17 protein-coding genes, 1 pseudogene and 1 riboswitch are annotated in these 25,441 nt (G+C 47.2%); of the genes and pseudogenes, 4 read left to right on the top strand and 14 right to left on the bottom strand.

Annotation, left to right across the window (positions count from 1 at the left end; translation table 11 throughout):
- Nucleotides 1-27: 27 nt before the first annotated feature.
- The 4 genes from E2980_RS10870 to E2980_RS10855 all read right to left on the bottom strand — a co-directional run bounded on the left by E2980_RS10870 (nt 28) and on the right by E2980_RS10855 (nt 5,348).
- Nucleotides 28-1,605, bottom strand: coding sequence for a response regulator (locus E2980_RS10870; protein ID WP_135152206.1), 1,578 nt, complete (start codon nt 1,603-1,605; stop codon nt 28-30).
- Nucleotides 1,606-1,684: 79 nt separating this feature from the next.
- Nucleotides 1,685-3,385, bottom strand: a complete 1,701-nt coding sequence (locus tag E2980_RS10865) for an extracellular solute-binding protein (protein WP_135152205.1) — start codon at nt 3,383-3,385, stop codon at nt 1,685-1,687.
- Between the two features lie 74 nt (nt 3,386-3,459).
- Nucleotides 3,460-4,356 carry a carbohydrate ABC transporter permease gene (locus E2980_RS10860; protein WP_135152204.1) on the bottom strand — a complete coding sequence of 299 codons (897 nt, stop codon included), beginning with the start codon at nt 4,354-4,356 and terminating at the stop codon, nt 3,460-3,462.
- A 35-nt stretch (nt 4,357-4,391) separates the two neighbouring features.
- Nucleotides 4,392-5,348: an ABC transporter permease gene (locus E2980_RS10855; protein ID WP_135152203.1), complete on the bottom strand. Its 957-nt coding sequence runs from the start codon at nt 5,346-5,348 to the stop codon at nt 4,392-4,394.
- 314 nt (nt 5,349-5,662) lie between these two features.
- Here E2980_RS10855 and E2980_RS10850 point away from each other — a divergent pair, with 314 nt between their 5' ends.
- Together E2980_RS10850 and E2980_RS25120 are read left to right on the top strand one after the other, a co-directional pair.
- Nucleotides 5,663-6,706, top strand: coding sequence for a hypothetical protein (locus tag E2980_RS10850; RefSeq protein ID WP_135152202.1), 1,044 nt, complete (start codon nt 5,663-5,665; stop codon nt 6,704-6,706).
- Entirely contained in the window at nt 6,657-6,866 is a 210-nt protein-coding gene (locus E2980_RS25120; RefSeq protein WP_205699954.1) for an aspartyl-phosphate phosphatase Spo0E family protein, read from the top strand. Before E2980_RS10850 ends, E2980_RS25120 begins: the two co-directional genes overlap by 50 nt.
- 145 nt (nt 6,867-7,011) lie before the next feature.
- Here the strand turns inward: E2980_RS25120 and E2980_RS10840 are convergent, their stop codons facing one another.
- From E2980_RS10840 to E2980_RS10805, 9 genes and pseudogenes are all read right to left on the bottom strand, one after another.
- Entirely contained in the window at nt 7,012-7,719 is a 708-nt protein-coding gene (locus tag E2980_RS10840) for a DNA alkylation repair protein (protein ID WP_135152201.1), read from the bottom strand.
- Between the two features lie 63 nt (nt 7,720-7,782).
- The gene (locus E2980_RS10835) at nt 7,783-8,298 is read right to left on the bottom strand and encodes a hypothetical protein (RefSeq protein ID WP_135152200.1); all 516 of its coding nucleotides are present in this window, start codon (nt 8,296-8,298) and stop codon (nt 7,783-7,785) included.
- Between the two features lie 34 nt (nt 8,299-8,332).
- Complete coding sequence (locus tag E2980_RS10830; protein ID WP_167747070.1) at nt 8,333-9,490, bottom strand: YecA family protein; 1,158 nt, start codon at nt 9,488-9,490, stop codon at nt 8,333-8,335.
- Between the two features lie 240 nt (nt 9,491-9,730).
- Nucleotides 9,731-9,826 (bottom strand): annotated as a pseudogene (locus E2980_RS24655) (DNA alkylation repair protein); the annotation flags it as partial.
- Between the two features lie 48 nt (nt 9,827-9,874).
- A complete protein-coding gene (locus E2980_RS10825) occupies nt 9,875-11,413 on the bottom strand; it encodes a response regulator (protein WP_135152198.1) in 1,539 nt (512 codons plus the stop codon).
- A complete protein-coding gene (locus tag E2980_RS10820; protein ID WP_135152197.1) occupies nt 11,410-13,074 on the bottom strand; it encodes a sensor histidine kinase in 1,665 nt (554 codons plus the stop codon). Before E2980_RS10820 ends, E2980_RS10825 begins: the two co-directional genes overlap by 4 nt.
- Before the next feature lie 66 nt (nt 13,075-13,140).
- Complete coding sequence (locus tag E2980_RS10815) at nt 13,141-14,508, bottom strand: ABC transporter substrate-binding protein (RefSeq protein ID WP_135152196.1); 1,368 nt, start codon at nt 14,506-14,508, stop codon at nt 13,141-13,143.
- A gap of 105 nt (nt 14,509-14,613) precedes the next feature.
- Nucleotides 14,614-15,438, bottom strand: coding sequence for a carbohydrate ABC transporter permease (locus E2980_RS10810; RefSeq protein ID WP_240702981.1), 825 nt, complete (start codon nt 15,436-15,438; stop codon nt 14,614-14,616).
- Between the two features lie 31 nt (nt 15,439-15,469).
- Nucleotides 15,470-16,399, bottom strand: coding sequence for a carbohydrate ABC transporter permease (locus tag E2980_RS10805; protein ID WP_135152194.1), 930 nt, complete (start codon nt 16,397-16,399; stop codon nt 15,470-15,472).
- A gap of 285 nt (nt 16,400-16,684) precedes the next feature.
- Between E2980_RS10805 and E2980_RS10800 the strand changes: the two genes are divergently transcribed.
- Nucleotides 16,685-17,674: a glycoside hydrolase family 43 protein gene (locus E2980_RS10800; protein WP_135152193.1), complete on the top strand. Its 990-nt coding sequence runs from the start codon at nt 16,685-16,687 to the stop codon at nt 17,672-17,674.
- A 145-nt stretch (nt 17,675-17,819) separates the two neighbouring features.
- Nucleotides 17,820-17,916, top strand: a riboswitch (cyclic di-GMP riboswitch).
- The gene (locus E2980_RS10795) at nt 17,909-22,510 is read left to right on the top strand and encodes an OmpL47-type beta-barrel domain-containing protein (RefSeq protein WP_240702976.1); all 4,602 of its coding nucleotides are present in this window, start codon (nt 17,909-17,911) and stop codon (nt 22,508-22,510) included. Its footprint overlaps the riboswitch before it by 8 nt.
- Before the next feature lie 120 nt (nt 22,511-22,630).
- On the opposite strand, the gene E2980_RS10790 is transcribed toward E2980_RS10795, so the two are convergent.
- Nucleotides 22,631-25,087 (bottom strand): cache domain-containing protein, encoded by a 2,457-nt coding sequence (locus E2980_RS10790; protein WP_135152192.1) that lies wholly within the window; start codon nt 25,085-25,087, stop codon nt 22,631-22,633.
- Nucleotides 25,088-25,441: the final 354 nt, after the last annotated feature.

Here is a 25,441-nt window from a genome sequence, read left to right as displayed (position 1 = left end):
GTCCCTGCCCTCTGTTGATACGGTTCGTTAATGCTTCCTGCGATACTCTAAGGGAGCCATCCCTGTCGTTTCCTTGAACTGTCTGCTGAAATAAGGCAAATAGCGATACCCGACCTGATTCGCGACTTCATATATTTTGAGCTTCGAATTCCGAAGCAGCTCCTGCGCTCTTTCCATTCGAAGCGCGATAATATAATCGCTAAAGTTCTGGCCGGTCTCTCCCCTGAACAAATGACCTAAATAATTGGGAGAAAACGAGAAACGGAGCGCCACGTCTCGCAACGTAATATTCTCATGCAGCCGGTCACGGACGCTTTCCATTATGTTTTGTACGAGCTTTCCGTTCTTGCTGTGTTTCTTCAGGTGAAGCATCTCGGATATTTCGAATACCCGCCGGCGCAGCCACGAGTGAATATCGTCGATCGTTTCGAATTGCAATAAGATATCAAGATTCTTAAGCTCCATACCGAAGAGCTTGAACAGGTCTTCATTCATCGTACGCAAATATTCGTTAAGCTTCATGACGATGTACATAGCGAAGTTGTGGACCGTCACCTTGGATTCCATTCGCGAAGTAATCTGAAAAAGCCCGGATAGCTCATCGTGAATTCGAACCAACTCGTAATGGGACATCGCGGTCATCATGGCGTCTAGCTGCACGTCCAAGTTTCTCGCGTCCTGTATGTCCGTGCTTCCGGCCCTGTCTTCGTCGTAAATGATCAGCTTTCCTTTACCATGGAATATTTTATCATCCAATGCTTTAACCGCTTGACCATAAGAGACATTCAACTCATGCAAATCGGCACAGGTTAAACCCAATCCAATCGTAACCGTGAACGGGAATTCCTTCTTGATCCGTTCCGGGAGCCGTCCAATGGCTTCAAGTCCTGCGTTATCGCCTAACAACAGCGCAGTTCGTTGCTTCGATATTTTACATACATGCTCGATTCCGTACTCGCTAAACAGCAAAGAGAGCAAGCCGTAGAAGCGGTCCAGAAGTATTTTTCTTTCTCTGTCTGCATTGGGATTCAGCTTCCATGAATTGTCGTCGATTTCAAGTACGGCAACTCGAATAGGCCAAGAAAGACGATCCAAATGATATTCTCTATCCAACAGTCCAGACGTAGAACGTTCACCCGGAATCTCTAGTAACAGTTGCAATAAGTACTCGTTCTTAACGATCGGAACCATCTGTTTATAGACTTCTTCCGTTTCCCGTCGCCTCTTCTTGAGGTCTAAATCTTGACGGACCTTAGTCAAGGAATCGATCAGTTCCTTATCATCCATCGGTTTCAGTACATAGCCGTACGCATTCAGCTTTATCGCCTGCTTGAGGTAATTAAAATCCTGGTAGCCGCTGACGAAAATGATTCTGAGTTCCCCTTGCTTCTCGATCGCCTTTGTCGCTAGCTCCAGCCCCGACATATTCGGCATGCGAACATCGGTGACGAGAATGTCAATCTGCTCGTTTTTGATAACGTCGTACGCTGCAAAGCCGTTATTCACCGCATCCACCACTTCGAGCCCCAGCTCATTCCAAGGAATAAAGGTGCGCATCCCTTCGAGATCCAGTATTTCATCATCTGCAAGCAGTACTCTATACACGTCCTCAACTCCTCGCAAGTGTGACAAAAGAGGGTATACCGTTAAGTATACCCTCCTGCCCGATCGTCAGGTGAGACGATTAATTGCCCTTCATTTTCTGAACGTTTTCTTGCCATTTCTGCGTCTTAAAGGCAAGTACCTTCTCATAGCCAACGGACATGGCGTCCTCATCCGCTTGGTCGAGAATCGTTAGCACTTCTTCGTCGCTCTTCGCGAACAGCGCTTTCGCTCTCCATTCATCGAAGATATCTTCGACAGCCGTCATTGCAATTCCTTCCTCACTATCTGGTGCCGGTTCTACATTAATGTATTCGGTTGCGTTAGCTTGCGTTTTCCACGTAATTTCATATTGCCAACGGGTCGACCAATTCCTTTTCTCTTCCGGGAGCGTACTTTCGAATTTTGCTTTTGTCTTGTCAATGAACACCGTATTCCCATTCCAGTGAATATTGGTCGTGACCGCCTGCAGCTTGTTAAGCCCCTCGGCGTCTGACGTATATTTCTCCGTGAATATCGGTGTAATACCGTCGGCCTCAAGACCGTCCCAATAGGTTCCTTCAGGTCCCCACATGAGAGTGCTCTGGCCTTCCGGTCCAGTGTACCAGTCCAGGAATGCGAAGATTGCTTCAGGGTCCTTTGCCGATTTCGTAATAACGTTGACGTTCCAGCCCAGTTGGGTGTAAGTTCCCGGGAAAATCTTATTCTTATCCAGCCCCGGCTTGGCGATTGGCCAGATCATGAAATAACCGGCTTTTGGATCTTGCTTCGACAGAATCGCATGGGCTCCCATCGCGATTTCAGTCGGGCTTGCGCTTGCGAATACAGCTACTTTGCCATTGTTCACTTTCTCTTTCACTTGATCCACCGTCTGGGTCAAAGCATCCTGCGACATGAGCTTCTCGCGGAATAGCTTGGCTGAGAATTGCATCGATTCGCGGAAGGTAGGGTCCTTGAATATGGAAGTTAGCTTATCGCCTTGCGGAACAGCGCGCATGCCAATCCAACTGTTCAATGCATTTTCTGCGAAAGCGGTGTACAAGATGTCAAGCCCTTGACCATCAATCGCCAGATGCGGCTCGAACGGGATGACATCCGAATATTTCTCTTTAACCAGCTTCAGGTAATTGTACAGGTCATCGGTCGTCTCTAATTTAGGAGAACCCAGCTCTTCATAGATCTTCTTGTTGACTACGTATCCTGCGTTGCCGTTCGGTTGGCTCGTGTACCAATTCGGGAACTGATAGATCTTGCCGTCTTCGGAGCGAAGCATATTAAGACCTTCTTCGCCAAGCCATTCCTTCAGATTCGGATATTTGTCGAGGTAATCATCGAACGGTACAAGCATATCCGCTTGGCGAAGCATCTCCACGTCAGGACCACGATCCAGCCAGATCACGTCCGGCAGCTCCTTGGATGCGAGCATGGTATTCAGCTTCTGCTTCGCATTCCCGCCGGAATGTACAGCGTTGACTGTTATCTTCTTTGTTTCCTTGATCCACTTGGAGGAGATGTCTTCTCCCCATGGAGGCATCGTGTACCAGTCATAATGGCCGTAAAAGCTGAACTCTAGAGGACTAGCGCCGATTTCAAACGTGCCTTCCGCGGTGGAAGGACTGCTGGAGGTCGTGCTGCTAGGACTGCTGCTAGGACTGCTGCTCGTACTGCTCTCTTCCGGACTGCTGCTGCTATTGGAATTACTTCCGGAACACGCGGCAAGAACAGCCGTCATTACGAGCATAATTGCAAAAGATACGAATAAAGCCTTCTTCGAGCTCCTCATTCTCTTACTGCCCCTTTCAACTCAGTTTAATTTATGTTTAAAGCAAATTGCTCTAAACGCGGGATACAATCCGTTTATTCCTTCAAAGAACCGACGAGTACGCCCTTGACGAAATATTTCTGCAGAAACGGATAGACGAGAATGATTGGAAGGGTAGCCACCATCATGGTTGCCATGGAGAGCGATTTACTGGTTACCGTCTGCATTCTCCCAAGCTGTCCCTGCGCTGCCGTATCCAGAGAAGAGACATGCTCCGTGACGATATTGGAGTTGAGTATCTGTTTAAGCAGCGGCTGGATCGGCATCAGATTATCGGTTGTAATGTAAATGCTGGGCAGAAACCATTCATTCCAGTGGTATACCGCCGTAAAAAGAGCCAGTGTCGCGATTACGGGTCCGGAAAGCGGGAGAACGATCCGAAAGAACGTCCCCCAGTTCCCGCAGCCGTCAATCTTCGCCGATTCCAGCAAACCATCAGGCAGTCCGTTGAAGAAGGTTCGGAAGATGATCATATTCCATACGCTAATCAGGGAAGGGATAATAAACACCCAGAAGGAATTCATCAGACCCAACTCGCGAATGAGCAGATAAGTAGGAATCAGACCTCCGCTGAAATACAGCGTTATAATGCAAACAACCATGTAGAGCTTACGGCCGATTAACTCCTTTTTCGTCATACCATAAGCGAAAATCGCCGTTGCCAGTATGGAGGTAACCGTCCCAATGACCGTTCGCAAGACGGAGATCGAGAAGCCGCCCAGTAATCGGGAGTCACCGAAAACGATGCTATAATTCTCCCAGGTCCAATCCCGCGGCCAGAACGTCACCCCACCCAAGGAAGTGTCCCTTCCCGTGTTGAAGGAAATCACTAGTGCGTTCCAAAAGGGATAAAAGGTCGTAAACGCCAACAAGCTGAGCAAGATGTAAATGATTATCAACATGCTTCTATCGCCATAACTAAGTCTTCGCATACGTTCACCCGCGCCCTTCTGTTAGATAGATAGAATTACCACAGGCTGTTACCGGATCTGCGGGCAAACCAGTTTGCTAGAACCAACATCCCTACACTGATAAGAGCTTTGAATAATCCGATAGCCGTCGCATAGGAAAAGCGTGAATTCTGTATACCGACGCGATATACATAAGTATCTATGACATCCGATACATCCCTCAGAATGGGATTGGAGGCCAGCAGTAAGATATCCTCGAAGCCTGCGTTCAACAAATTGCCGATGGCCAGAATCATAAAGATGATGACGACCGGCATAATCGACGGAAGAGTAATGAGGTATATTTGTTTAAGCTTGCTCGCACCGTCCATCTCTGCCGCCTCATACATATGGGGATCGACGCCCGCAATCGCGGCCAGATATACAATGGAAGCAAAACCGATTTCCTTCCATACGCCGGTAGAAACCAGAATGGACCAGAAATACTCCGGCAGCGATAAGAAATTGATCGGCTCGTCGATCAGGTTCATTTTCTCAAGGAGCATATTCACGCTGCCATTGTCGGTCGACAGCATGGACATCACCATGCCCGCAACGATTACCCAGGAGAGAAAATGCGGTAAGTAGCTGACCGTCTGAACGAATCTTTTAAAAACCATGTGCCTGACTTCATTGAGCATAAGAGCGAGAATGATTGGAGCTGGGAAACCTATTCCGAACTTAAGAAGGCTGATGACAATCGTATTACGCATCACTTCTTGGAAATCCGGGGAGTTAAAGAACATCTCGAAATGCTTTAAACCTACCCAAGGACTGTCTATAAATCCTCGAATGATATTGTAATCCTTGAATGCTGTCAGCACGCCGTACATCGGTATGTAATTGAAGACCAAGATTAACGCCAAACCCGGCAGAACCATGAGTTGGATATCCCACTGCTTCAGAAACCGAATAAACGTGTTACCCAATTTCTTCTTGGGCATGAAGTCTCTATCAACGGAAAGTTGCGCCATTTCATCCCTCCTGCTGCCATTCGATCATACTCTTATCTTAATAAAGTTAAAGCGCTATTAAAATTAGCCTTTTCAACTAAAAATGATACTTTTCAAATGACTTTAACAAGAGCGATTCTATCCGCAACTCATCCGATTGCCTGCCTGAGAAAAGAGCCAAAATGTCGATTTACGGCGAATCGTGAATGGATTGCAAATGCGCCTCTGTTCTTATGACAAATTTTGGACATTATTCTATAATAGACAACATCTATTCAACCGGTGATTCACTGCATTCGTCAGTGCCGGATCGCGCTCGGAATGAGGTGAGAATCATGAAGGCCGGAATTGGATACTTATACGTAGGCGCGCTCGCCTTCTGCATCATCATGCTCTGCAAAGACGGAATCGCCTTAGCCCAATTGCCGGGCTTATCGACCGAGAAGGAAGCCGACGGCAACGGGCAACAGGGAGGCTCAAGCCGGTTTGATCTGATCGCCGGAATCACCAGCTTGACAGAGGAAGTCTCGGGAAATCTAGTCGAAGTGATAAGAACCGCCGGGAATAAGCTCGAACAGACCGTGGAGATGAGGGTCGAAACGCCCGTGAATCTCGCGAGCGGAGCTGCGGAATTGCTCTATGCGGACAAAGTATTGTTGTCGGTGGATGAAGCGATATCCTCCACCGTTCAGATTCTGCCGGAGCCATTGGCATCTGCAGTGGAAGTAACGGTATGCGCTTTGAAACCTTGTCTGCAGACCGAGGCTCCGCGCCTTCCTGAGGTGCCGACAACGCACGGGGAGCCTCAGCCCGGCGGCAAGATCGACGGCCATGCAGCTCCCGACGCTGGACTAGAACAAAAACCTGACCTAGGCGGCGCCGAAGCCGTCCGTGAAGATAATTTGGAGCCTCGCGAGGCTCCTGTAAACAAGATGGAGCAGGAGGAAGGTCGCGCTACAGACGTCATTGTCGCTGTCCATCCGAAACCTGCACAGGTGCCAATTTGGACGGCAAACGACGATCCATCTCCCTGGTGCAACAACGCGAACCCAAACGCCGTGCCTGGTGTCGGGATGAACACGCAGACACAGTCGGGTACGGGCCACGGAGGCTATCATTATCCGAAGCTTTTCGACGCGATTGCGGCCGATATTACCTCGATGCAGAATAGCGGCAGGCGAATCTATGCCAGGAACACCAGGCAGTTGATCACGAAGCGGGGGAACGAACCTCCGACACCGCCGCCCAGAAACTCCTTTTTCTCATACAAGCCCATGAGAAAAAGGAGTGTATCACTTGTTAAGAAAAATCGAAGAGTTGCGCTGTTCGATGCAGGATCTGGCTCAGCAATATGGGATCACCGATCCCCGTGTTATTAGAAAATCGCAGATGCTGGACAAGTTGATCGTACAGTACATGACAAGCTTACCTTGCAAAAAATCAAAGGTACAAACAGACATGCCGACCGAGGAACTTCACAGGCGTCTCGAATCTCTCAATCGGCTGCGAGAGAATATTGAAGTCCTGGAACAGAGCTGATCTCCGTCAGACCTGCTTGTAATGAAAAAATCCTGCGAGTTGAGCAGGCGGTTAATGGAATTCATCCACCGCTAGACGCAACGAGCCCTTCCCGCTTAACTAAGCGGTGAAGGGCTCGTTGCTGTGATTGTGGTGAAGCAATAGTTTAACACCTTACATGTTTGCGTTTGAAACCAACTCGCCCTTTATCCACCACTTTTTGAATATTTTCGAAAGCGAGAAGAAAACTGCTGTTTTTCTTGTCCCGTTTGACTTCTACCGGGCCTACTGCTTTTGCGGTCTCGACCGCCTTATCATGGAGCGGCAAGTAGGATACCCCCACTGTGTAAATAAAATTATTCATAGCATATTTCGTTCGTTCGGGAGAATCGTGAATCGTATTTTCCACAACTTCAAGCATATTGGCCATTTTGCTTTCGGAAAATTCACCGTCCGGACGATTACCCAAAAGCCAGCAGTAACAACTCCAGCCCGCCGACATTCTCAGTTCTTCGCCGCTTGCGATCCATTTATCAGCAACTTCTTGTGCAATATCTGCTTCTGCCAAGGTTACTGCAACCACATAATCGGACAGCATATAAAAATAAGCCGCATCGATCCAACGCTCAAAATCAGCTTCGGTCATCGCTTTTGGATCTGCAATTATTCCGGCAAAGTACATGGCGTCGTAGTTCCCAGTAGCGTAAAGCTGCTCAGCCAGAGGTTGATTTATTTTTGTTTTTTTGAAGATGGACTTCATTTCGCCTGTAGCCACGCCAAACAGCGGTTCATGTGCGCCATTGGATACGTACAATTTCTTGGTTCGTTCCTTGCCGAGAGCTTCAAGCTCCTGCATAACCATTTCTACATTCATTGTTTAACGCTTCCTTCTTTTTAGAGGTTTAGCAGTCGAACATAGTCGGTATTCGGCTTTCACTCAGATAGCACCTAATTCATCGAGGGTTTGAAGCACATGCTCAATCAAATTGGGGATATCCTCCATTTGATCCTCGTTGATTTGACGATTGAATCTCATCTCCACTGTATTCGTATAAGCCGTAATCTCTTGTCCGTAAGCAAAGCTTAATGTTTGAGTAGGCGGCTCCTCTGGATTCCAAATCCTTTGCATTATTTCCAAGACTCTCTTGCATTGTTCCGATACTTCCTGGATTTGAAGATTAAAACGTAAAATTAGCGTACACGCTGGCGCTTCACCCTGCAACTCCAAAATTTCTGCTGCCAAATCCTTCAAAGAAGCTTCCAAGCGAATTTCTGCAGTAACATTTTCTTGATTAATCAATTGGAATTGCAGCGCGAACTCTCTCGACATGATCGACATTTCCAGACGATCGATCCTGTTGGTTATTCGAATTTGGCCGGACAAATTATCCAAATCATAAATCTGATTTTCAAAAGCGACTTTAATATTGTCGAAGACTGTAGGATCGAACATATTTCGTTACCTCGCTTTGCCTTTCTCAATAAATTTAAGAACAGCACTTCTTGAATTTTTTCCCGCTGCCGCAAGGACACGGATCGTTTCGGCCGATCCTCTGTTTAGTTTGTAAGGAAATTACGTCAGCTTTAGTTGCCTGCTTTGGTGTTGTACTCAAATTACGGTTGCCATTGCCCCTGCTAGCCGACAGTTCGTCCGGTGAGTAACCCTTTAATACCCATTGCCTAGTACTATTCATCAGAGGCACAAGCCTGTCCGCAATCGCCGACATCGTCTCCATATCGTCAATATCGACGAACTCTTGTACCGATTGCATCACTTCTGCTAGTGAATCCCCATTCCTCGCAGCGTCGGCCCATTCATCCACCATTAAATCCGCGTCTTTGCGATCTAATTCGTAATGGGCAAGCAGAAAACGAACCAATTCAACGTAGTACACGTTCCGATCGACGAAATCCGGTTCTCCCGCTTTCATGATCTGTTCTTTCGTAAAAGGATAAAAATCCAGACTGGCTCTAGCTGCCTGCTCTCTGCGAATTTTGTCCGAATCGACCACTCGGAAATCGGAAAAGTAAACTGCCGAATCGTTCATCATTTCATCATAATAGTCCATTGCATCTATAAGCACGTCCATGAAATCCCTAATACCGATCTTCTTGTTGGAATACGAGAAGACAAGTTCCTCTAATTGACCTAACGTTAAGGTTCCATAGTAATAAAGCAAGCCTCGGGAAAGTTGAATCCACTCCGTATTCCTCTTGATGATGTCCGAATTCGCGGAAAGGTTCGCCGATTTAAACCACCCCACCAGCTCTGAAGGCATAATGAGCATTCTATTGCCGTCAACCGTACCGGGAAACAAAATACCGCGATTGCGGAAATATTCATATTGCTGTATTTCTAGCAGAGGCTGAGACCACCGGCCATTGCCGCTAACGATTTTTTGAATCAACTGCGTACGTTTCCGGTCCCAGTTACGAATAGTTTCCCCAATGTTATCCGGAATAAGCTTTTGCAATTTGTCGATTAGAGTTTGTTTATTTAGATTACTAACATTGCTTATTTGCAAAATCGTCCGCACACTCGTCAATTCATCTTTAGTCATTGTGTTCAGCGCATCTTTATAAGAGAGCGGGTAAGTAATCGCAGGCCAAAACTTGTCCATCGGCGCATTAAGCTTGTTTGTCATATTAGACATCCTCCTTTCATTTACCTAAACGTTATCCTTGAAAAAAGAACAGCCCATTTTCCTGGCTGCTCTTACGAATTCATTAATCTCTGTACAATGCATTCAACCCAATCGGGGAGCGGTTCCAATCAGCCGAATGCCGTCTGATATTTGATTTGGTTAATGGGTCCCGACACCATCCCGCCGCATAAGTATCGGCATTGGGTTTGATTATAACACAATTGAGACTTATAGAAATCAAAAGAGCGGTTCGTGCGCGCCATTGGATACGTACAATTTCTTGGTTCGTTCCTTGCCGAGAGCTTCAAGCTCCTGCATAACCATTTCTACATTCATTGTTTATCACTTCCTTCCATGGGCTTTATGACTTAGACAAACCTATGCTTATCGATCTTTGCTAGGATTGATGCCGAAATGCTTCTTGTACAATTTACTGAAGTAAAAGACGTCGGCAATCCCGACTCGATCGATGATTTCCGCTATCGGACGTTTGGTTGTCCGCAGCAGCATACGAGCCTGCTTTAATCTGTAAGTTTCCATATATTCCATCACGGGTAAGCCCTGTTGGTCCTTGAAAAGCTTTGAGAGGTGAGAACGGCTTAGATTGACATGAGAACAAATATCTTCAAGCGATATCTTTGTGGCATAACGATCATGAATGAAGGACAACGCTTTGGAGATCTCTTCGCGATGTCTGCTATTACCGCCCAACACTCCGAGCCAGTGGGTGAAGGGAGCTTTGAAATCCGCCAAACGGGAAGCCTGTAGCAGTTCAATCTCAGACTTCAAGGCTGTAGGGACTGCAAACCCTCCATTTTCGATAAATTGGATGAGCGTTTTTACGTCTCCTTTGGCCGCTAAAGACGGTCTGCGTAAGTGGCGAAGCAATTCGAAGTATGTATCCACCAGTCCTGGCAGAGCAGTCACCTGCAGCCTTCCTTCTTCACCACCCTCCACGGATTGGAAAAAGGTAAACAGATCAAGATCCGTTTCCGGCGGCTGCACTTGCATGGCGTTAATCATACAGGCGTTCATCTCATAGAAGAAATGAGCTAATTGATGGCGGGATTCCTGCACTCTCCAGAAAAAATCGCTCATATCGCTAAAGTTACAGTTGGTCAAGAATGAGGCTTCTAGCCCCAAGTATTTTTGGGTTACCTCGGAAATATCCACGATCTTGCGGATATGGCGTTCATCGTCCCTCTCGCCCAGATCAAGGACGACAAACCGATTCTCACCCATGTGGAACAACTCATTGCTCTCATTCCATTGCTTAATAGATTCCCTCACCACATTAATCAGGGCATACACAGCAAGATCCGATTGGCCTCTGAACTTGTTTCCCGTCCAATCGCTAAACCTTTCTATTTCCATGATGGCGAATTTCGATGGCAGATCGAAGGCTTCAAGGAACACAGATACCTTTAAACGTTCTGCCCTTCGGAGCAGCTCTATATTCTGAATATGTCCTTGCAACCGTTCGTAAAATAACGAGTTTTGGACCATTAGAAATTCATTGGGATTGAATTTAACTTCTTTCTCCTTAGACTTCTCTAGATGAAGAATCGCCCTCTGCACTTCCTCCAGCACTTTATCCTGGGTTATCGTTGCTTTCAGGAGATAATTTCGCGCCCCATATTCTAGAGCTTTCTGTGCCAGCTCGAATTCTGCAAAGTTGCTTAGAACGATAAACCAAATGCCCGGATGCTTCATGCGGCATTGCCGGATTAATTCCATACCGTCCATGACAGGCATCCGAATATCGGTCAATACAATCTCACTGGGCGATTGTTCCATCAGCCGTAAGGCATCCTTACCGTTCACCGCCTCCCTAATGGTTACGCCGTCGCCGTCCAATCCTTGAAGCATGGAAGCCAAGTGGCTGCGAATGCTATATTCGTCGTCTACGACCATAATATTCATGCCACTTCACCTTTCAATTCCGGGATAATTAAACTTACGGTTGTCCCGCTTGGCTGGGTTCCGGTTATATCCAATACAGCCTCTTCCCCGTAATGCAATCGCAGGCGTTCCCGCACATTGCTTAAACCTATCGATTTACGAGAAGCGTTACCCGGCGAATGGGAGAAGCCAATTCCGTCATCGGAAACGATGAAGCGTACACCCCTCTCCCAGTACTGGGCTTGGATCCAGATTCGTCCATTCATTCTCCCGCCGAAGCCATGCTCGAAGCAATTCTCAACCAGGGGCTGAAGAAGCATCCTTAAGATAGGCATTCGGGACAATTCCTCCGAGAAATCAAGGGTCACGGTAATATTCTCGCCGAATCTCGCCCTTTGGATTTCCACATACTTCAGTAAGTACTCCCGTTCTTCCTCCAAGGTCCAGTAGCCTTCACTTCGATATAATTGCTGCTTCAAGAGATAGGAAAGCGAAAGCACGAGAGAGCCGATCTTATCCTGAGAGGATCTCTCCGCGAGAAACCGAATGGTATTGAGCGTATTCAGCAGAAAATGGGGATTCATCTGTTGCTGCAGCATCTGCATTTCAAGATTCCGTTTCTCGGCAGCCGCCCACTCCAGATTACTGCGGGAAATTTGAAGATTATGAACGAGCTGCTGGAGAAGCTCCGATAATTCCTCTAAATGTTGATCAGAGTGGACCGAGACAGACAAGTCGAAGGAAGGATTCACCAACCGTTTGGACAATAATCTGATCTGATGGAAGACTCGACTCACCGTTCGCATTACGAAAGTCGAAGTTACTAGGAAAATCACTAGAATAACTAGGATAGTCGCAATAACGGTGAGCTGGAAATATCGTAGTTCATTCTGAATGACCGTCGTGGAATCCGTTTGTACCATTCTCCAGGGTGTTGGCGACAGCAGGATGGATGAATCGTCCAATTCGGTGCCAGCGCTGGAAATCTCCGAACGATTGGAATAAACGAGATTGCCCTGGTCGTCTCTGATCGCGTAAGATCCATTATCGCTATTCAAGATCTCCGACAAATTCGTCAAGGGTATGACCATCGAGACGATTCCTCGCTTATTAGCGGTTACCGGACTGAATATCCAGCGACTAAGCACGATTAAGGGCTCTTGAGATCCTTCCGGCTTTAGCAATCCCCACTGGAAGCTATTAAAGAAGTCATGGCCGTCCCAATGAACCTTACTCAGAATTCGCCCCTTCAGTTCCCCTTTCTTCCAGCCGAGCCTGGAAGGATTGGATTCAAAGACATTTCCGTAATTGTCCTGTATCACTACAGCATATTTTTCATTGAGGAAAAAGGTATACTGCAGCCGTTCGATGGCTTGAAGATAGGTTGAGTTTTTATCGATGCTTAACGGATCTTCTTCTTGAAGGGCTTGAATAAATGACTTGTCATAGATGAAATTGTTCGTAGACATAAAGGCGCGTTGAAACAGGTCCTTCACCCTTGAAGCGGTCTGCTCGACCTTGATTCGATTAATCTCGCCTACTTTGTTCACCATCGTACGTTCGGAATAATGGTAAGCTGTGTATAAGATCAAGATGAGTGGAATGAATATAACGACAAGCAGAACGATAATTCTACGCTGTACGGATTTCGGACCCGTATATCGCTTGCTTATCCAGCCCATACTGTATCTCCTTTACGAGAAAAAGCTAAGCCCATCCTGATCGATGGGCATAGCCACTTGTCTTTGTTAATTTTTTTGTTGTTCTTCGATTGCGGCATCCACTTTTACTTTCACTTCATTCAGCACTTCATCAACCTTCTTAGCGCCGGTATAGTATTGGCTGATGATATCAAGGAACGTCGACTCATATTCCTGTGGAGCGCCTAATACCGGCTTCTCTTCGACGTTAATGACGGCAGGATCGCCGCCGAATAGGTAGGTGACTTGTTCGAGCGTAATATCGTCATCCTTCAAAGCCGATGCCAGCTCTTCGAAATAATTGTCTTTGGCTACTTTAGTATACATGGGCAACGCACCCGTGCTCAACGTATAATCGGACACATATTCTTTGGCCAGAATAAGCGCTTCCTTCGCGTGAGTAGAATTCTTAGGCACGGCTAGAGAATCAATACTGGACCAGTTCATATGTTTGCCAGCCATCTCGCTTGGAACCGGCATCGGAGCGATGCCTGTTTTCCAATCACGCGGGAACTTATCCTTCTTGGTCGCTGCGAGCTGGGCATACCACTGAGCACCGACTACCATTCCGTAATTCCCGTTCCAATAGGAGAGGAAATCGGTATTATTCTGGATGAATTCTGCGATCGGCATTGCCGCTTTCTTAACATTCATCACGTCATTCATCCATTCGAGGCTGCGTACGAATTCAGGAGCGTTGATATTGACTTTTCCGTCATCGGTGTAGAATTTCCCATTGTTTAACTGGCTGCCGTAACCATAGAAGTACATTCCCCAGTTGTTGTAGAACATGCCATACACTTTTTCTTTTCCATTTAGGTTAGTAATCTTCTGTGCCACTTCGGCCACTTCATCCCATGTCATCGGAACCTTCTCATCCGGATATGGCACCTTGGCATCGTCGAATACTTTCTTATTGTAATATAGCATCCAGTTGTTCTGTTGAATCGGGAACCGGTAATATTTGCCGTCTTTGTCCGGCTTGAAATCACCGAAGTCCTTAGTCATATCGACGTCTACTTCTTTGGCCGCTTCGTCAATGGCCATCAGAAACCCTTTGTTGATTGCATCAAACTGCTCAACGCCGTTCCCCCATAGGAGATCAACTTGCTCTCCGCTAGCGAGCATGATATTCCGCTTATTAATATATTGCTCATGGGGGACAGATATCGGATCTACCTTAATGTTCGGATATTTCACTTGGAACCGGTCTAGAAACGCCTTGAATTCCACTGAATCCATATACTCCGAAATATTAAGAAACTTGAGCGTAACCGTCTCGCCGGATGCTGCCGCTGAGCTGGATGCCTGTGAAGAAGCATCGCTATTTACCGAATTGTTCCCTTTACCTCCGCAAGCGGCAAGCGTGAATAACAGCATAGCTGCCACTGCGAGTAATCCCCATTTTTTGATCAAGATTGTAACCTCCCCTTATTGTTGTTGCCCAGTTCTCATTATGAACGTGCATACGGTTCTCTCAAATGTAATAATAGCTTTTTTTATTTGTACAATTGTACGGCCTTAACCTTTCAACCCTGAGGATACGATGCTTTCGATGAATTGCTTCTGCAAGGCCAGGAAGACGCCCAACACCGGTATGATCGCCAGACAAGCGAGTGCCATCTGCAGGGCATATTGCTTGCCGAATTGCGTTTGGAAGCTTTGCAGCCCAATGGGTATTGTATACATTTCCTTGGAATGAAGGAAGATCAAAGGCTGGTAATACTGATCCCATATCATAAAAAAGCTAAGTAGGCCCAGTGTTAATAGAGGTGTTCTCGCTAGCGGCAGCGCGACCTTTATGAAGGAACGAAAAATTCCCGACCCTTCCATGTAAGCCGCATGAACTAATTCCTTCGGGAATGAGAGGAAAAATTGCCTCATTAAGAAGATAGAGAGAATATCAACAATATTAGGTATGATTAATGCCCAATGCGTATCGAGCAAGCCTATAAACCGGAAAGAAATGAACTGCGGAAGCAGCGTTAATTGATAAGGTATAAACATGGTCATCAGGAAAAAGAAGAAGATGGTGTCGGAATAACGGAACTTCAGAAAGCCGAAGGCATATCCTCCTAGTGCCGACAGCAGCAGTCGAAGCACGACTGAGATCAGAACGACAAACACAGAATTCCACAGCCATGCAGGGAACGCAGTTTCCGTTAAGATCTGCCTGTAGTTGTCCCAATTGATTTGACCCCAGTGGATAAAGACGAAAGGTCTCTCGAAAACCTGATTCTCAAACTTGAGAGAGGTAGAGACCATCCATAGCAGCGGTGTAATAAAAACAAGTCCGATCAACAAAAAGATAACAGAGCGAATCGTATATCGGACGTTTTGGCTCATCAGCACGATCTAATCCTCCTTCCATGGCGAATTATTGATAAAAGACCCATTTCTTCTGGCCGAACCAGTTGATCGCAATTAAAACTAGCGTAAGCAAGAACAAGAACATGCCCACCGCCGAAGCGTAAGAGAAGTTGTAGTATTCAAAAGCGGAACGATAGATATGGTAAGTCATCGTAGTCGTGCTGAAAGCCGGTCCTCCCTTGGTCAGCAGCGCCATCTGATAGAAGGCCTGCAGTCCGCCGATAATGGTAATCAGCAGAAGGAAAAAAGACGTTGGCGATATTAGGGGAAACGTAATGTGCTTGAAGCGTTGAAATCGACCCGCTCCGTCGATGGAGGAAGCCTCGTAATAATCCTTGGATACGCCTTGCAAGGCTGCCAAGAACAAGATGCAGTGATAGCCTACGTCTTTCCAAGCACCAATCAGAGCCAGCATCGGGAGCGCCCAGTCCGTATCGACCATGTATTGCGGCGGATTCGCGATTCCAAGACTCACTAGCAAGCTATTGACGGGACCCTCCGTTGGATGCAGGAATACATTCCATACGACCAGCGTAGCTACGTAGGTTGTGATATAAGGAATAATAAAGAACGTGCGAACAAGGCCTCTTGCCCTCATTTTGGTATTCAAGATTAAAGCCATTCCCAGCCCTAACGCTAGAGTTAAAGGGACATAAATCACCATATAGTACAGGGTATTTCGAACACTTTTCCAGAAATCTGGATCATGGAGCATTTTGTCGTAATACTCGAATCGCTTGAATTCAAACGTATTGCTCATTAAATCCACTTTATACAGGCTGAGCAGAAAAACACAGATCATCGGAATCAACACAAACAATAGGAAACCGACGATAACCGGCAATGCAAACATTAAGCCGGCCCGCCGCTCTAATCTCTCCAATGAGTATGCTCGCGATAACTTCCGTTCCGGCATGTTTTTCAAGATTGTTGCCATATGTACCCTCCTCTACTGCTTGTTAGTATTATGGCTCGGTTAGCAGGCTTGAAGGAATAGAACAATGACCGCTCTTATTTGTAATATCGTCCGATTAAGCTCGAAAAAAGAAAAATCGACCCTAAGGCCGATTCCTATATGACTTGAGTTTCGGTCAATGAATACGGAATATCTAAAGTTTTTAGGGTAAATTCCATAGCTTGCTAGGTGTTCCATGCAACCTAATGTTTGATAAGATTGTGGTAAGCAATGTTTCAATTAGGAACCTACTTAGGAGGAAAAGAGATGGAAAATTCCACAAAACGAAACGAACCGTTAGTAACCCATATTTATACCGCAGATCCTTCCGCTCACGTATTCGATGGGAGAATTTATATTTATCCTTCTCACGATCTCGATCATGAACAAGTTTCGAATGATAACGGCGACCAATACGACATGGAGGATTATCACGTCCTGTCTATGGATGACGAACTGTCTCCTTGCGTAGACCACGGCGAAGCGCTTCATCTTAGGGATATTCCATGGGCCAAGCAGCAGCTATGGGCACCGGACGCCGCTTTTAGGAACGATACCTATTATTTGTTTTTCCCGGCAAGGGATAAGAACGATATCTTTAGAATCGGCGCAGCAATCAGTTCGTCTCCTTCAGGACCTTTCTTGCCGCAACCGAACTATATTCCGGGCAGCTTCAGCATCGATCCTGCCGTCTTAGTCGATGACGACAACAAGGCGTATATGTATTTCGGCGGTCTCTGGGGCGGACAATTGGAGAAATGGCAGACCGGCACTTTCCAACAGGATGCTGCCGGTCCTGCCGATCATGAACCTGCTCTGGGACCAAGAGTAGCGGAATTAAACGATGATATGCTTACTTTCAAAGAAACGCCGCTAGAAATATCCATAGTGGATGAAGAAGGCAACCCTATACTCGCCGGCGATGAGGAAAGAAGATATTTTGAAGGCCCCTGGGTACACAAATACAATGGATCCTATTATCTCTCCTATTCTACCGGGACAACCCATACTATTGTTTATGCCGTCAGCACGAATCCCAAAGGTCCATTCGTTTTCAAAGGAAAGATCCTTACGCCTGTCGTAGGTTGGACTACCCATCATTCCATCGTTCGATTTAAGGAGAAATGGTTTCTATTTTATCATGATAGTTCCTTATCGGGGGGAGCCGACAACAAGCGCTGCGTAAAATATACCGAGCTCAATTACAATGATGATGGTACCATTCAAACCATAGACCCGTACAAAAATGAATTGTAATACTTAAAAATTAGCATCGCAAAAGTGACATTTTCTCAGCAAAATACCAAGCTTCGGCAAGCACGCTGGAGCTTTTTTGGTATTTTAGACCTATTAACATTAACAAAGATAGAACCTATGATAGATTTATAGTTCGATTATCCTAAAGTGAAAAAGGCAAACCTCGGGAAACCGGGGGACGCAAAGCCAAGGGCCTGAACCGCAGAAAAGGTAAAATTTCGCGGAGGCAGCCGGTTGCCACAAGGAGTCATAGGGATTCTACTATGGGCCTTGTTTGAGGCTCTTTTTTTCTTTTTCTCCAAGGGAATCCATCATCCAATGAAAGGGACGGTCAAATTGACAAGTAATAAACGTTTCAACAAGCCGCTGTTTCTGATCTCACTTCTTCTTTTGGTGCAAATTCTGTTTCCCACGTGGACGGCATTTGCGGCAACCACTGGCGGCAGCATGCTCCCTCCAAGCAATCTGTCGACCCAGCTTCTGACTCCAAGCGATGTGAAGCTAACCTGGGGTTCGGTTTACGGTGCGACAGGATACAAAGTCTATAGCATCTCGGATGGTCAGCTTTTGCTGCTAGGTACGACAACTGCGACTTTTTATACGATCAACAAGCTTTCGGAAGGTTCTTACAGCTATGTCGTATCGACATTAAGCCCTGAAGGAGAATCCGGTCCCAGCGCTCCGGTAACGGCAGACATTGTTTATCCGGACATGGCGGCGCCAACCGCCTTGGCCTACAAGTTCCAGAACGGGAATGACATAGTCCTGAGCTGGGGCTCGTCTCCTTACGCACAATCCTATCAAGTTTATCAGATCCAGGCAGACGGCCAAAAAACACTTGTGACGCAGACAACGGCGCGTACATACACCATTGTCAATGCTTCTGCCGGAACCTATACGTACGCCGTTTCCGCCTCTAACAATCTATACGGCGAATCGCCGCTGTCGGAGCCGGTGGAAGCAACCGTGGTCCTGCCGATCATGACAGCTCCGGCAAATTTCACCCATACGTTGTCGAATGTGAATACGGTCAACTTGAAATGGAACGCTGTTCCGTATGCAACCGACTACAGGATTTATCAGATCGTGGACGGACAACCGACATTGAAAAGCACGCTGACCGGTACCTCCGTTTCTTATGCCAGCCAGCCGGCCGGAGATTATGTTTACGAAGTCCGCTCCTTTAGCAACCGCTACGGTGAATCGGCAACCGGCAGCCAAGTCTCGTTGACCGTAGCCAGCGTTACCATGACGGCGCCTGAAAATTTCGTTTACCAAATTAAAAATGTCAATGATATCGTATTGACTTGGGCCGCGGTGTCCAATGCAAACAGCTACAAAATTTATCAGATCATCAATGGACAAAAAACGTTGAAGAGCACGGTAAGCGGCACGACCATAACCTATGCGAACATGCCGGCCGGGGATATTGCATTCGAGGTGCATTCTTACTCCTCAAGTTTGGGCGAATCGTCAGACGGCAGCTCTGTTTCGCTCACGCTGGTTCATCCGGTGATGCAGCCGCCTGCAAACCTCGTGCAAACAATCGTCAGCGCGACGAGTTTCAAATTGAGCTGGACGGCTTCGGAAAACGCAACAAGCTACAAAGTCTATCAAATCCTCAATGGTCAAAAAACGCTGAAAAGCACGGTAAGCGGCACGTCGGTCTCGTATACGAATATGTCGCCGGGCGAGTATGCGTATGAAGTTCATTCCGTGTCTTCCCGTTTCGGGGAGTCATCGGAAGGAAGTCAAATCACTTTTACACTGAACGGACAAGTCATGGAGGCTCCGGCCAATCCAGCCTATAGTGTGACAAACGGCAACGATATCACTTTAAAATGGACAGCCGTAAACTACGCAACGAACTACAGAGTGTACCAAGTCGTCGATGGCAGCGAGGTCCTCAAAAGCACGGTGGCCGGCACCTCTGTACCCTACACGAACCAGCCGGCCGGAGATTATCATTATGTCATCCGTTCTTACTCGACGCTGCTGGGCGAATCGCCCGAAGGAGCGGAGATTGCGTTCACCCTGGTTTATCCGACCATGGCGGCGCCGGGTGGCCTGACGTACAAAATTCAAAACGGCAACGATGTCGTATTGACCTGGACGGCGGTTCCGTACGCGACGAGCTATCAGGTGAACGAGCTGGTGGACGGGCAGGAAGTGCCCAGAAAATCGGCGACGTCCTTGTCTGTCTTGCTGGCAAACGAAACGGAAGGCGATCACGTATACATCGTCCGCTCGGTAAGCACCCGTTTCGGCGTTTCGCCGGAAGGCAGCCAAGTCTCCGTTCCGCTTGTCTTCCCTGACATGGCGGCCCCGGCGAATTTGACGTCCAGCATCGCCAACGGCAATGACATTACCTTAAGATGGAATGCGGTCACCTACGCGAACGCCTATAACGTGTATCAAATCGTGGACGGACAGCCCGTGTTTCAGAGAAAGGTGACGGGCACAAGCACGATTTTCAGCAAAATGCCTTTTGGCGATTACGTTTTCGAAGTTCGCTCCTACAGCGATCGTTTCGGCGAGTCTCAGAACGGCAGCAGCGTTAACGTTACGATTAGCGATCAAACGATGTTGCCGCCAGGCAATCTTACCTACAGCATCGCAAACGGCAATGACATCGGCTTAAAATGGAATGCCGTCAGTTACGCTACAGCGTATAAGGTTTACCAGTTGGTGGATGGGCAGCCCGTGCTAAAGAAAACGGTGACTTCGCTTTCGACGGCCTTGCCCAATATGCCGGCAGGGGATTATAAATTTATCGTACATTCCTACAGCGATCGTTTCGGCGAGTCCCCGGAAGGAAGCGAATTAACTTTCACGCTTGTCCATCCGGTTATGCAGGCGCCGACGGATGCGACATACAGCATCACAAACGGCAACGATATCGTGTTAAGGTGGAAAGCCGCCGCTTATGCGAATTCGTACAAAATCTATGCGATCGAAAACGGTCAAAAGGTACTGAGCAAGACAGTCACCGGCACATCTGTTACATTCACCAATATGCCTGAGGGGGATTACAGCTACGAGATTCATTCCTCCAGCAGCCGCTTCGGAGAATCAACGGAGGGCGGTATCGTAAGCCTTACGCTGACCTGGCCGGTTGTTCAACCTCCGGTTCTGAAATACACGGTTTCTAACGTAAACAATATTACATTTACTTGGCAAGCCGTCACCTGGGCGAATGAGTACCGGCTTTATGAATGGGTGAACGGTAATCGACAGCTCCTTTATAAAGGAAAAGCACTCACCTATAAAGCGTTCAACCTGACGGAAGGAACTCACGAATACGAGCTTACGGCGTTCAGTACGAGATTTGGCGAATCGGCTGCGTCCAACCGGGTTGCCGAAACGATTATCTATCCGGACATGCAGGCGCCGACGGCGAATCTTAAACTCTTGAGTCAAACGAGCGCCCAGATTTCCTGGAATTTCGTTACGTATTCCAATGGTTACAACGTCTACGAAATCGTAGATGGAAAGCCGGTGCTCCTGATTCATAATCTGAACAACCTGTCCTATACGGTATCGGACCTGCCGTACGCCGATCATCAATATTACGTGACTTCGTACAGCAATTCTTTCGGGGAGTCGGAACCGTCCAATATTGTGTTGGCCAAATTAATCGTCGATACGACAGCTCCAATCACCACGGCGAATGCGCCTGCAGGCTGGACGAATCAAAGCGCCAACGTTACGTTTACGGCTGCGGATGATGAAACCGGGGTCGCAGGAACTTATTACGCCGTGGACGGACAACCTTTTGTGGAAGGCAATGCCTTAATGATAGAAACAGAAGGAATCCATAGCGTATCCTTCTACTCGATTGACAAAGCAGGCAATAAAGAAAACCTCCGGACGATCGAGGTCAAGATCGATCGTACCGCGCCGGTAACGAGCGCCGATTCTCCGTCTGCATGGGTGAAGGAAGACGTAACCGTGAAGCTAACGTCGTCGGACAGCGGCAGTGGAGTGGCAACAACCTTCTATTCGGTGGACGGATCGGAATTCGTTGAAGGAAGCTCCTTTACTATCAGCCAAGAGGGAATCCATACCGTTTCGTATTATTCGGTTGACCAAGCTGGCAATGAGGAAACGAAACAGGCGGCAGAAGTCAAAATCGACCGTACGGCGCCGATTGTCCAAATGGACTTGGGCGGCGAACATGCGCTTGGCGGGAAGCTGACGCTTCATTACGCAGCGGAGGATACCCTCTCGGGAATCGCTTTCGAGAAAATGACGGTCTCGGAGCCGGACGGCACCTCCGTGACGTCCGCGAACGGAGATATACTTTCTCTGGACAAGCCGGGGATCTATAGCATTGTCGTAACTGCTGCCGATGGAGCGGGCTGGAGCACGACCGTTGAAAAACAAATTACGGTTTATATTCCGGCAACAATGGAAGTGACGCCTAAAGTGATCAAAGGCAATAAAGGCGTATTCACGGTCAGAGTTAAACTTCCATCCGGATTCGACCCCCGGGGATTTGACCTGAGTACCGTTACCGTCAACGGAGTGAAAGCTCTTGACGGCGGCAACGGCGGCAACGGCAATCAAGTCCGGGACGACGATGAGGATCAGGACGAGCGCAACAAAAGCTCCAATGGATATCTAAATCAAGCGCAAAAAGGACAGTTCAAATTTGATCGTTCCCAATTTATTTGGACCGGATCGGAAGTCGCCTTGGAGTTCCGTGGCTATGTCGATGGCAACTTGGTAATTGCGCACAAGACGGTAAAGTTGTCAAACGGAAATGGTGAGGATGGGGACAATGAGGACGACGAGGACGATGAAAAGGGTTCGTCCAAAAAGTCGGATGACTAAGAGCCAAGCCCCAAATCTCATCTATTGATTGGCGATATGAAAAGATCATACGTAACCCCGCACAATTCCATGTTGTGCGGGGTTACGTTTTTGTGATATCAACGTTAATGGCGTTCTATTCTACTCGGTCTCCTGCACGACTCCGTAAAAATTTTGACCGAATACTTGGAAAAACGGTCTCTGGTTCGTTTGCGTTCCTTGCCAGATCGTCACCGATACGGGAGTTTGCGGATTGCCTCCGGATTTGGACGAAATCGGCGCCATGATCCTGACTGTGAAGGTTTCGCCATTCTGATCCTGAGCCGCCGCCTGCAAATATGACTGTTGATCTTCCGTTACGATCACCCACTGCGCGGCGGACGTCTCCAACACCAGGCCTTGCGGTTCGGCGTGAAGTTTCAGCTCGCCCGTCAGCATATCATTCTCACCGTATTGCCAATCGGTTTCGATCATCAGCTTTTTCGATTTCCGTTGGTTTGTAATATAATCGGATAATGAGCAATGGAAATGGTCCTTGAATATTTGTCTGGCATAGTTCACGGACATGGATACATGAGCCGCGATGTCATCCACGGAAAGCATCGGATTGTGAAGATGATTGCGTACATACTCAATCATTTCGGCAGCGACCTCATCCTTTCGGCTTGAGGCATTTTTGTTGCGGTGCTGGTCTATAATCTGCAGCATCTCTTGGTACAGCCACGATTTCACTTCCTCTAAGGTTGCAAATTGCTCCAGGAAGGTATGGATACTCTTCATTCCTTGAAATGTTTTATAGTTCTTGAAGCTCTTCATGATCGAATAAATGATGTGGGTCAGTTGCAGCTTGCATTCCTCATAGCTTAGCTCCTGCATATGCAAGGTGAGATGATCCAAATAACCTTCAAGTGCCTTATCGTTCTTGAGCTGAACAGAGTGAATAACCTGCTTCAGCAATGCTTCATCTAGATCGCTGTCTTTGCCTCGTTCATACCGCTCCAGATCTTCGGAGGTAAACACCCTATCCTCATGATTAATGAATCCCAATAACGTAAGATCATATAGCTGGGTATAAATAATCTGCAAATTCTCCTCCACATCAAGCACAGAGCTTACAGCAGCTTGCACCTCCAGCTTAAGCCATCGACTGATCTGGATCTTTACGTCCTCCATCGCTCCCACAGCTAATCCCGCGTCTTCCTCTGAAGTAGACGAAGAAATGAGCGCCACGATGTGATCGGAGCCGAAATCGACCGTTTCTGCAGCATATCCGTGATTCACAAGGACCTCGGTCATAATGTTCCCTAATGCGAAGCGCAATGATTTGCGCGAAGCAAAGTCGAATTGCTCTTCGAAGCGTCCGTACGATTCCAGACGTATGACCGCCATGCGGAACCATCCGGTTCGGAGAATTTGCGTTTGGTTTCTTATAAACTCTTCAATCGGTCTGGAAGACTTCGAATTTAGAATCCATTGGCGCAAGAAATCATCCTTCACCAAAGCTTTGCTGCTCTTGAGCGATAAGTTCAATTGTTCGATCTTCTCGACAAGGGAATCGAACCCGGAATGAATCCACGACATTTCAGTATTGGTTTTCGTTGTCCGTACGATGGGATGCTTCTTGCCCAGCTTGCTTTGTATTTGATAAGCCAAGTCGCTAATAGGCTTCAAGCTGCGATAGGACTGCCAGAACAAGTATAAGAGCAGAGTTAACAGCAGAAAGATCGAAGAACCGATAATTTCGGACCGGATCTTGGTTACCTTTGCTTGCCAGAGAGAGATCGGCGATAAGTGATAAACATTCCATCCTTCTATAGGCAACCGTTCTGTCTGAATAGACCAGGTCTCTTTGCCGGAATTCCATCTCCCGTTCTGTTCCGCTGCCGATTTATCCATTTCCATTATTTCTTTCGTTAACGCAGGATCCGTATTTCCCAGAATGAACTCCTTATTCTTGCCTTCAATATATATTTTGTTCTGATCTTCCTCCGAGATCTGCAGCATGTTCACATTCAACAAGGGTTTACTGAACAGAATCGCAACAAAACCATGATAGTTCTGATTAGGACCGGCTGCCGGTACGACAAGAGCCAGAAACGATTTGCCTCCCACCTCATGGTTAACGTATTGCAGATACGGCGTTTTATGGCCCTTAATGTAGTCCAACATGATGGGGTCGTAGAAATCCTGCGTCGTGTAAATGCTTGAGTCTGAGGTGTAGATTTGGCCAATATTGAAGTTGATTAAATAAATGCCGTGAATGAAAGGTTCGCTGCTCATAAATTCCCTTACGCTTGTCGCGGCTTTACTCAATGCTAATGGAGAGTAATCGTTATTATCCGTGTTTATCCAGAGTGCAATACTTTCATCCGAATAGACTCTCAAAGCAAACTGACGCAATTTCTGCAACGTAAATTCCGAGGCTTTAACGACTTGTCTCATTTTCTCTTGGTTAGACTTGTCCATTTCATCCATTGCGCTCCGAGCGAAACGTTGACTCAGGAACATGGTGAACACCAGGGTTAGCAAGCACACAGCAACGCAGGAATACAAAAAAATACTTAAATACATCTTCTTCGGCTTTATCCGGCTCCACATTATAAACCCTTCCTCCTGTATGCTACTTCGGAGAACAATGTCAGTGACTGACAGGTTTGTGTTTGGTTTCTATGAAGCATTATAACTATCGTAAACATTGTCCACCATCACCGCTACTCTTGGCAAGAAAAAAACCGTTCTCATTCCGACAAGGAAAGTGAACGGCGATACTCCGAAAAAGCGCTGAACCCCACCTGTTCTAGGCCCCATAATCTTTTCCAAGAAAATATAAGATTAAGAAAGTGATATGTCCCCTGTACACCTCACCAACAACGCACAGCACTCCACGTGACTTGACTACTGGTCACTGGTAAACTTGCCTAGATAATGGCGGTGGCGGCGAACTTATACTGA

Origin of the sequence: Cohnella luojiensis (assembly GCF_004564235.1) — a bacterium.
GTDB lineage: Bacteria > Bacillota > Bacilli > Paenibacillales > Paenibacillaceae > Cohnella > Cohnella luojiensis.
This window is presented reverse-complemented; position numbering and strand designations above follow the sequence as displayed.

Excerpts from the sequence above, each read along its gene's own strand:
- E2980_RS10820 (WP_135152197.1), bottom strand. The coding sequence starts at position 13,074 with ATGGGCTGGATAAGCAAGCGATATACGGGTCCGAAATCCGTACAGCGT.
- E2980_RS10855 (WP_135152203.1), bottom strand. The coding sequence starts at position 5,348 with ATGGCGCAACTTTCCGTTGATAGAGACTTCATGCCCAAGAAGAAATTG.
- E2980_RS10810 (WP_240702981.1), bottom strand. The coding sequence starts at position 15,438 with ATGAGCCAAAACGTCCGATATACGATTCGCTCTGTTATCTTTTTGTTG.
- E2980_RS10805 (WP_135152194.1), bottom strand. The coding sequence starts at position 16,399 with ATGGCAACAATCTTGAAAAACATGCCGGAACGGAAGTTATCGCGAGCA.
- E2980_RS10835 (WP_135152200.1), bottom strand. The coding sequence starts at position 8,298 with ATGTTCGATCCTACAGTCTTCGACAATATTAAAGTCGCTTTTGAAAAT.
- E2980_RS10825 (WP_135152198.1), bottom strand. The coding sequence starts at position 11,413 with ATGAATATTATGGTCGTAGACGACGAATATAGCATTCGCAGCCACTTG.
- E2980_RS10830 (WP_167747070.1), bottom strand. The coding sequence starts at position 9,490 with ATGACAAACAAGCTTAATGCGCCGATGGACAAGTTTTGGCCTGCGATT.
- E2980_RS10800 (WP_135152193.1), top strand. The coding sequence starts at position 16,685 with ATGGAAAATTCCACAAAACGAAACGAACCGTTAGTAACCCATATTTAT.
- E2980_RS10790 (WP_135152192.1), bottom strand. The coding sequence starts at position 25,087 with ATGTGGAGCCGGATAAAGCCGAAGAAGATGTATTTAAGTATTTTTTTG.
- E2980_RS10865 (WP_135152205.1), bottom strand. The coding sequence starts at position 3,385 with ATGAGGAGCTCGAAGAAGGCTTTATTCGTATCTTTTGCAATTATGCTC.
- E2980_RS10860 (WP_135152204.1), bottom strand. The coding sequence starts at position 4,356 with ATGCGAAGACTTAGTTATGGCGATAGAAGCATGTTGATAATCATTTAC.
- E2980_RS10840 (WP_135152201.1), bottom strand. The coding sequence starts at position 7,719 with ATGAATGTAGAAATGGTTATGCAGGAGCTTGAAGCTCTCGGCAAGGAA.
- E2980_RS10850 (WP_135152202.1), top strand. The coding sequence starts at position 5,663 with ATGAAGGCCGGAATTGGATACTTATACGTAGGCGCGCTCGCCTTCTGC.
- E2980_RS25120 (WP_205699954.1), top strand. The coding sequence starts at position 6,657 with ATGCAGGATCTGGCTCAGCAATATGGGATCACCGATCCCCGTGTTATT.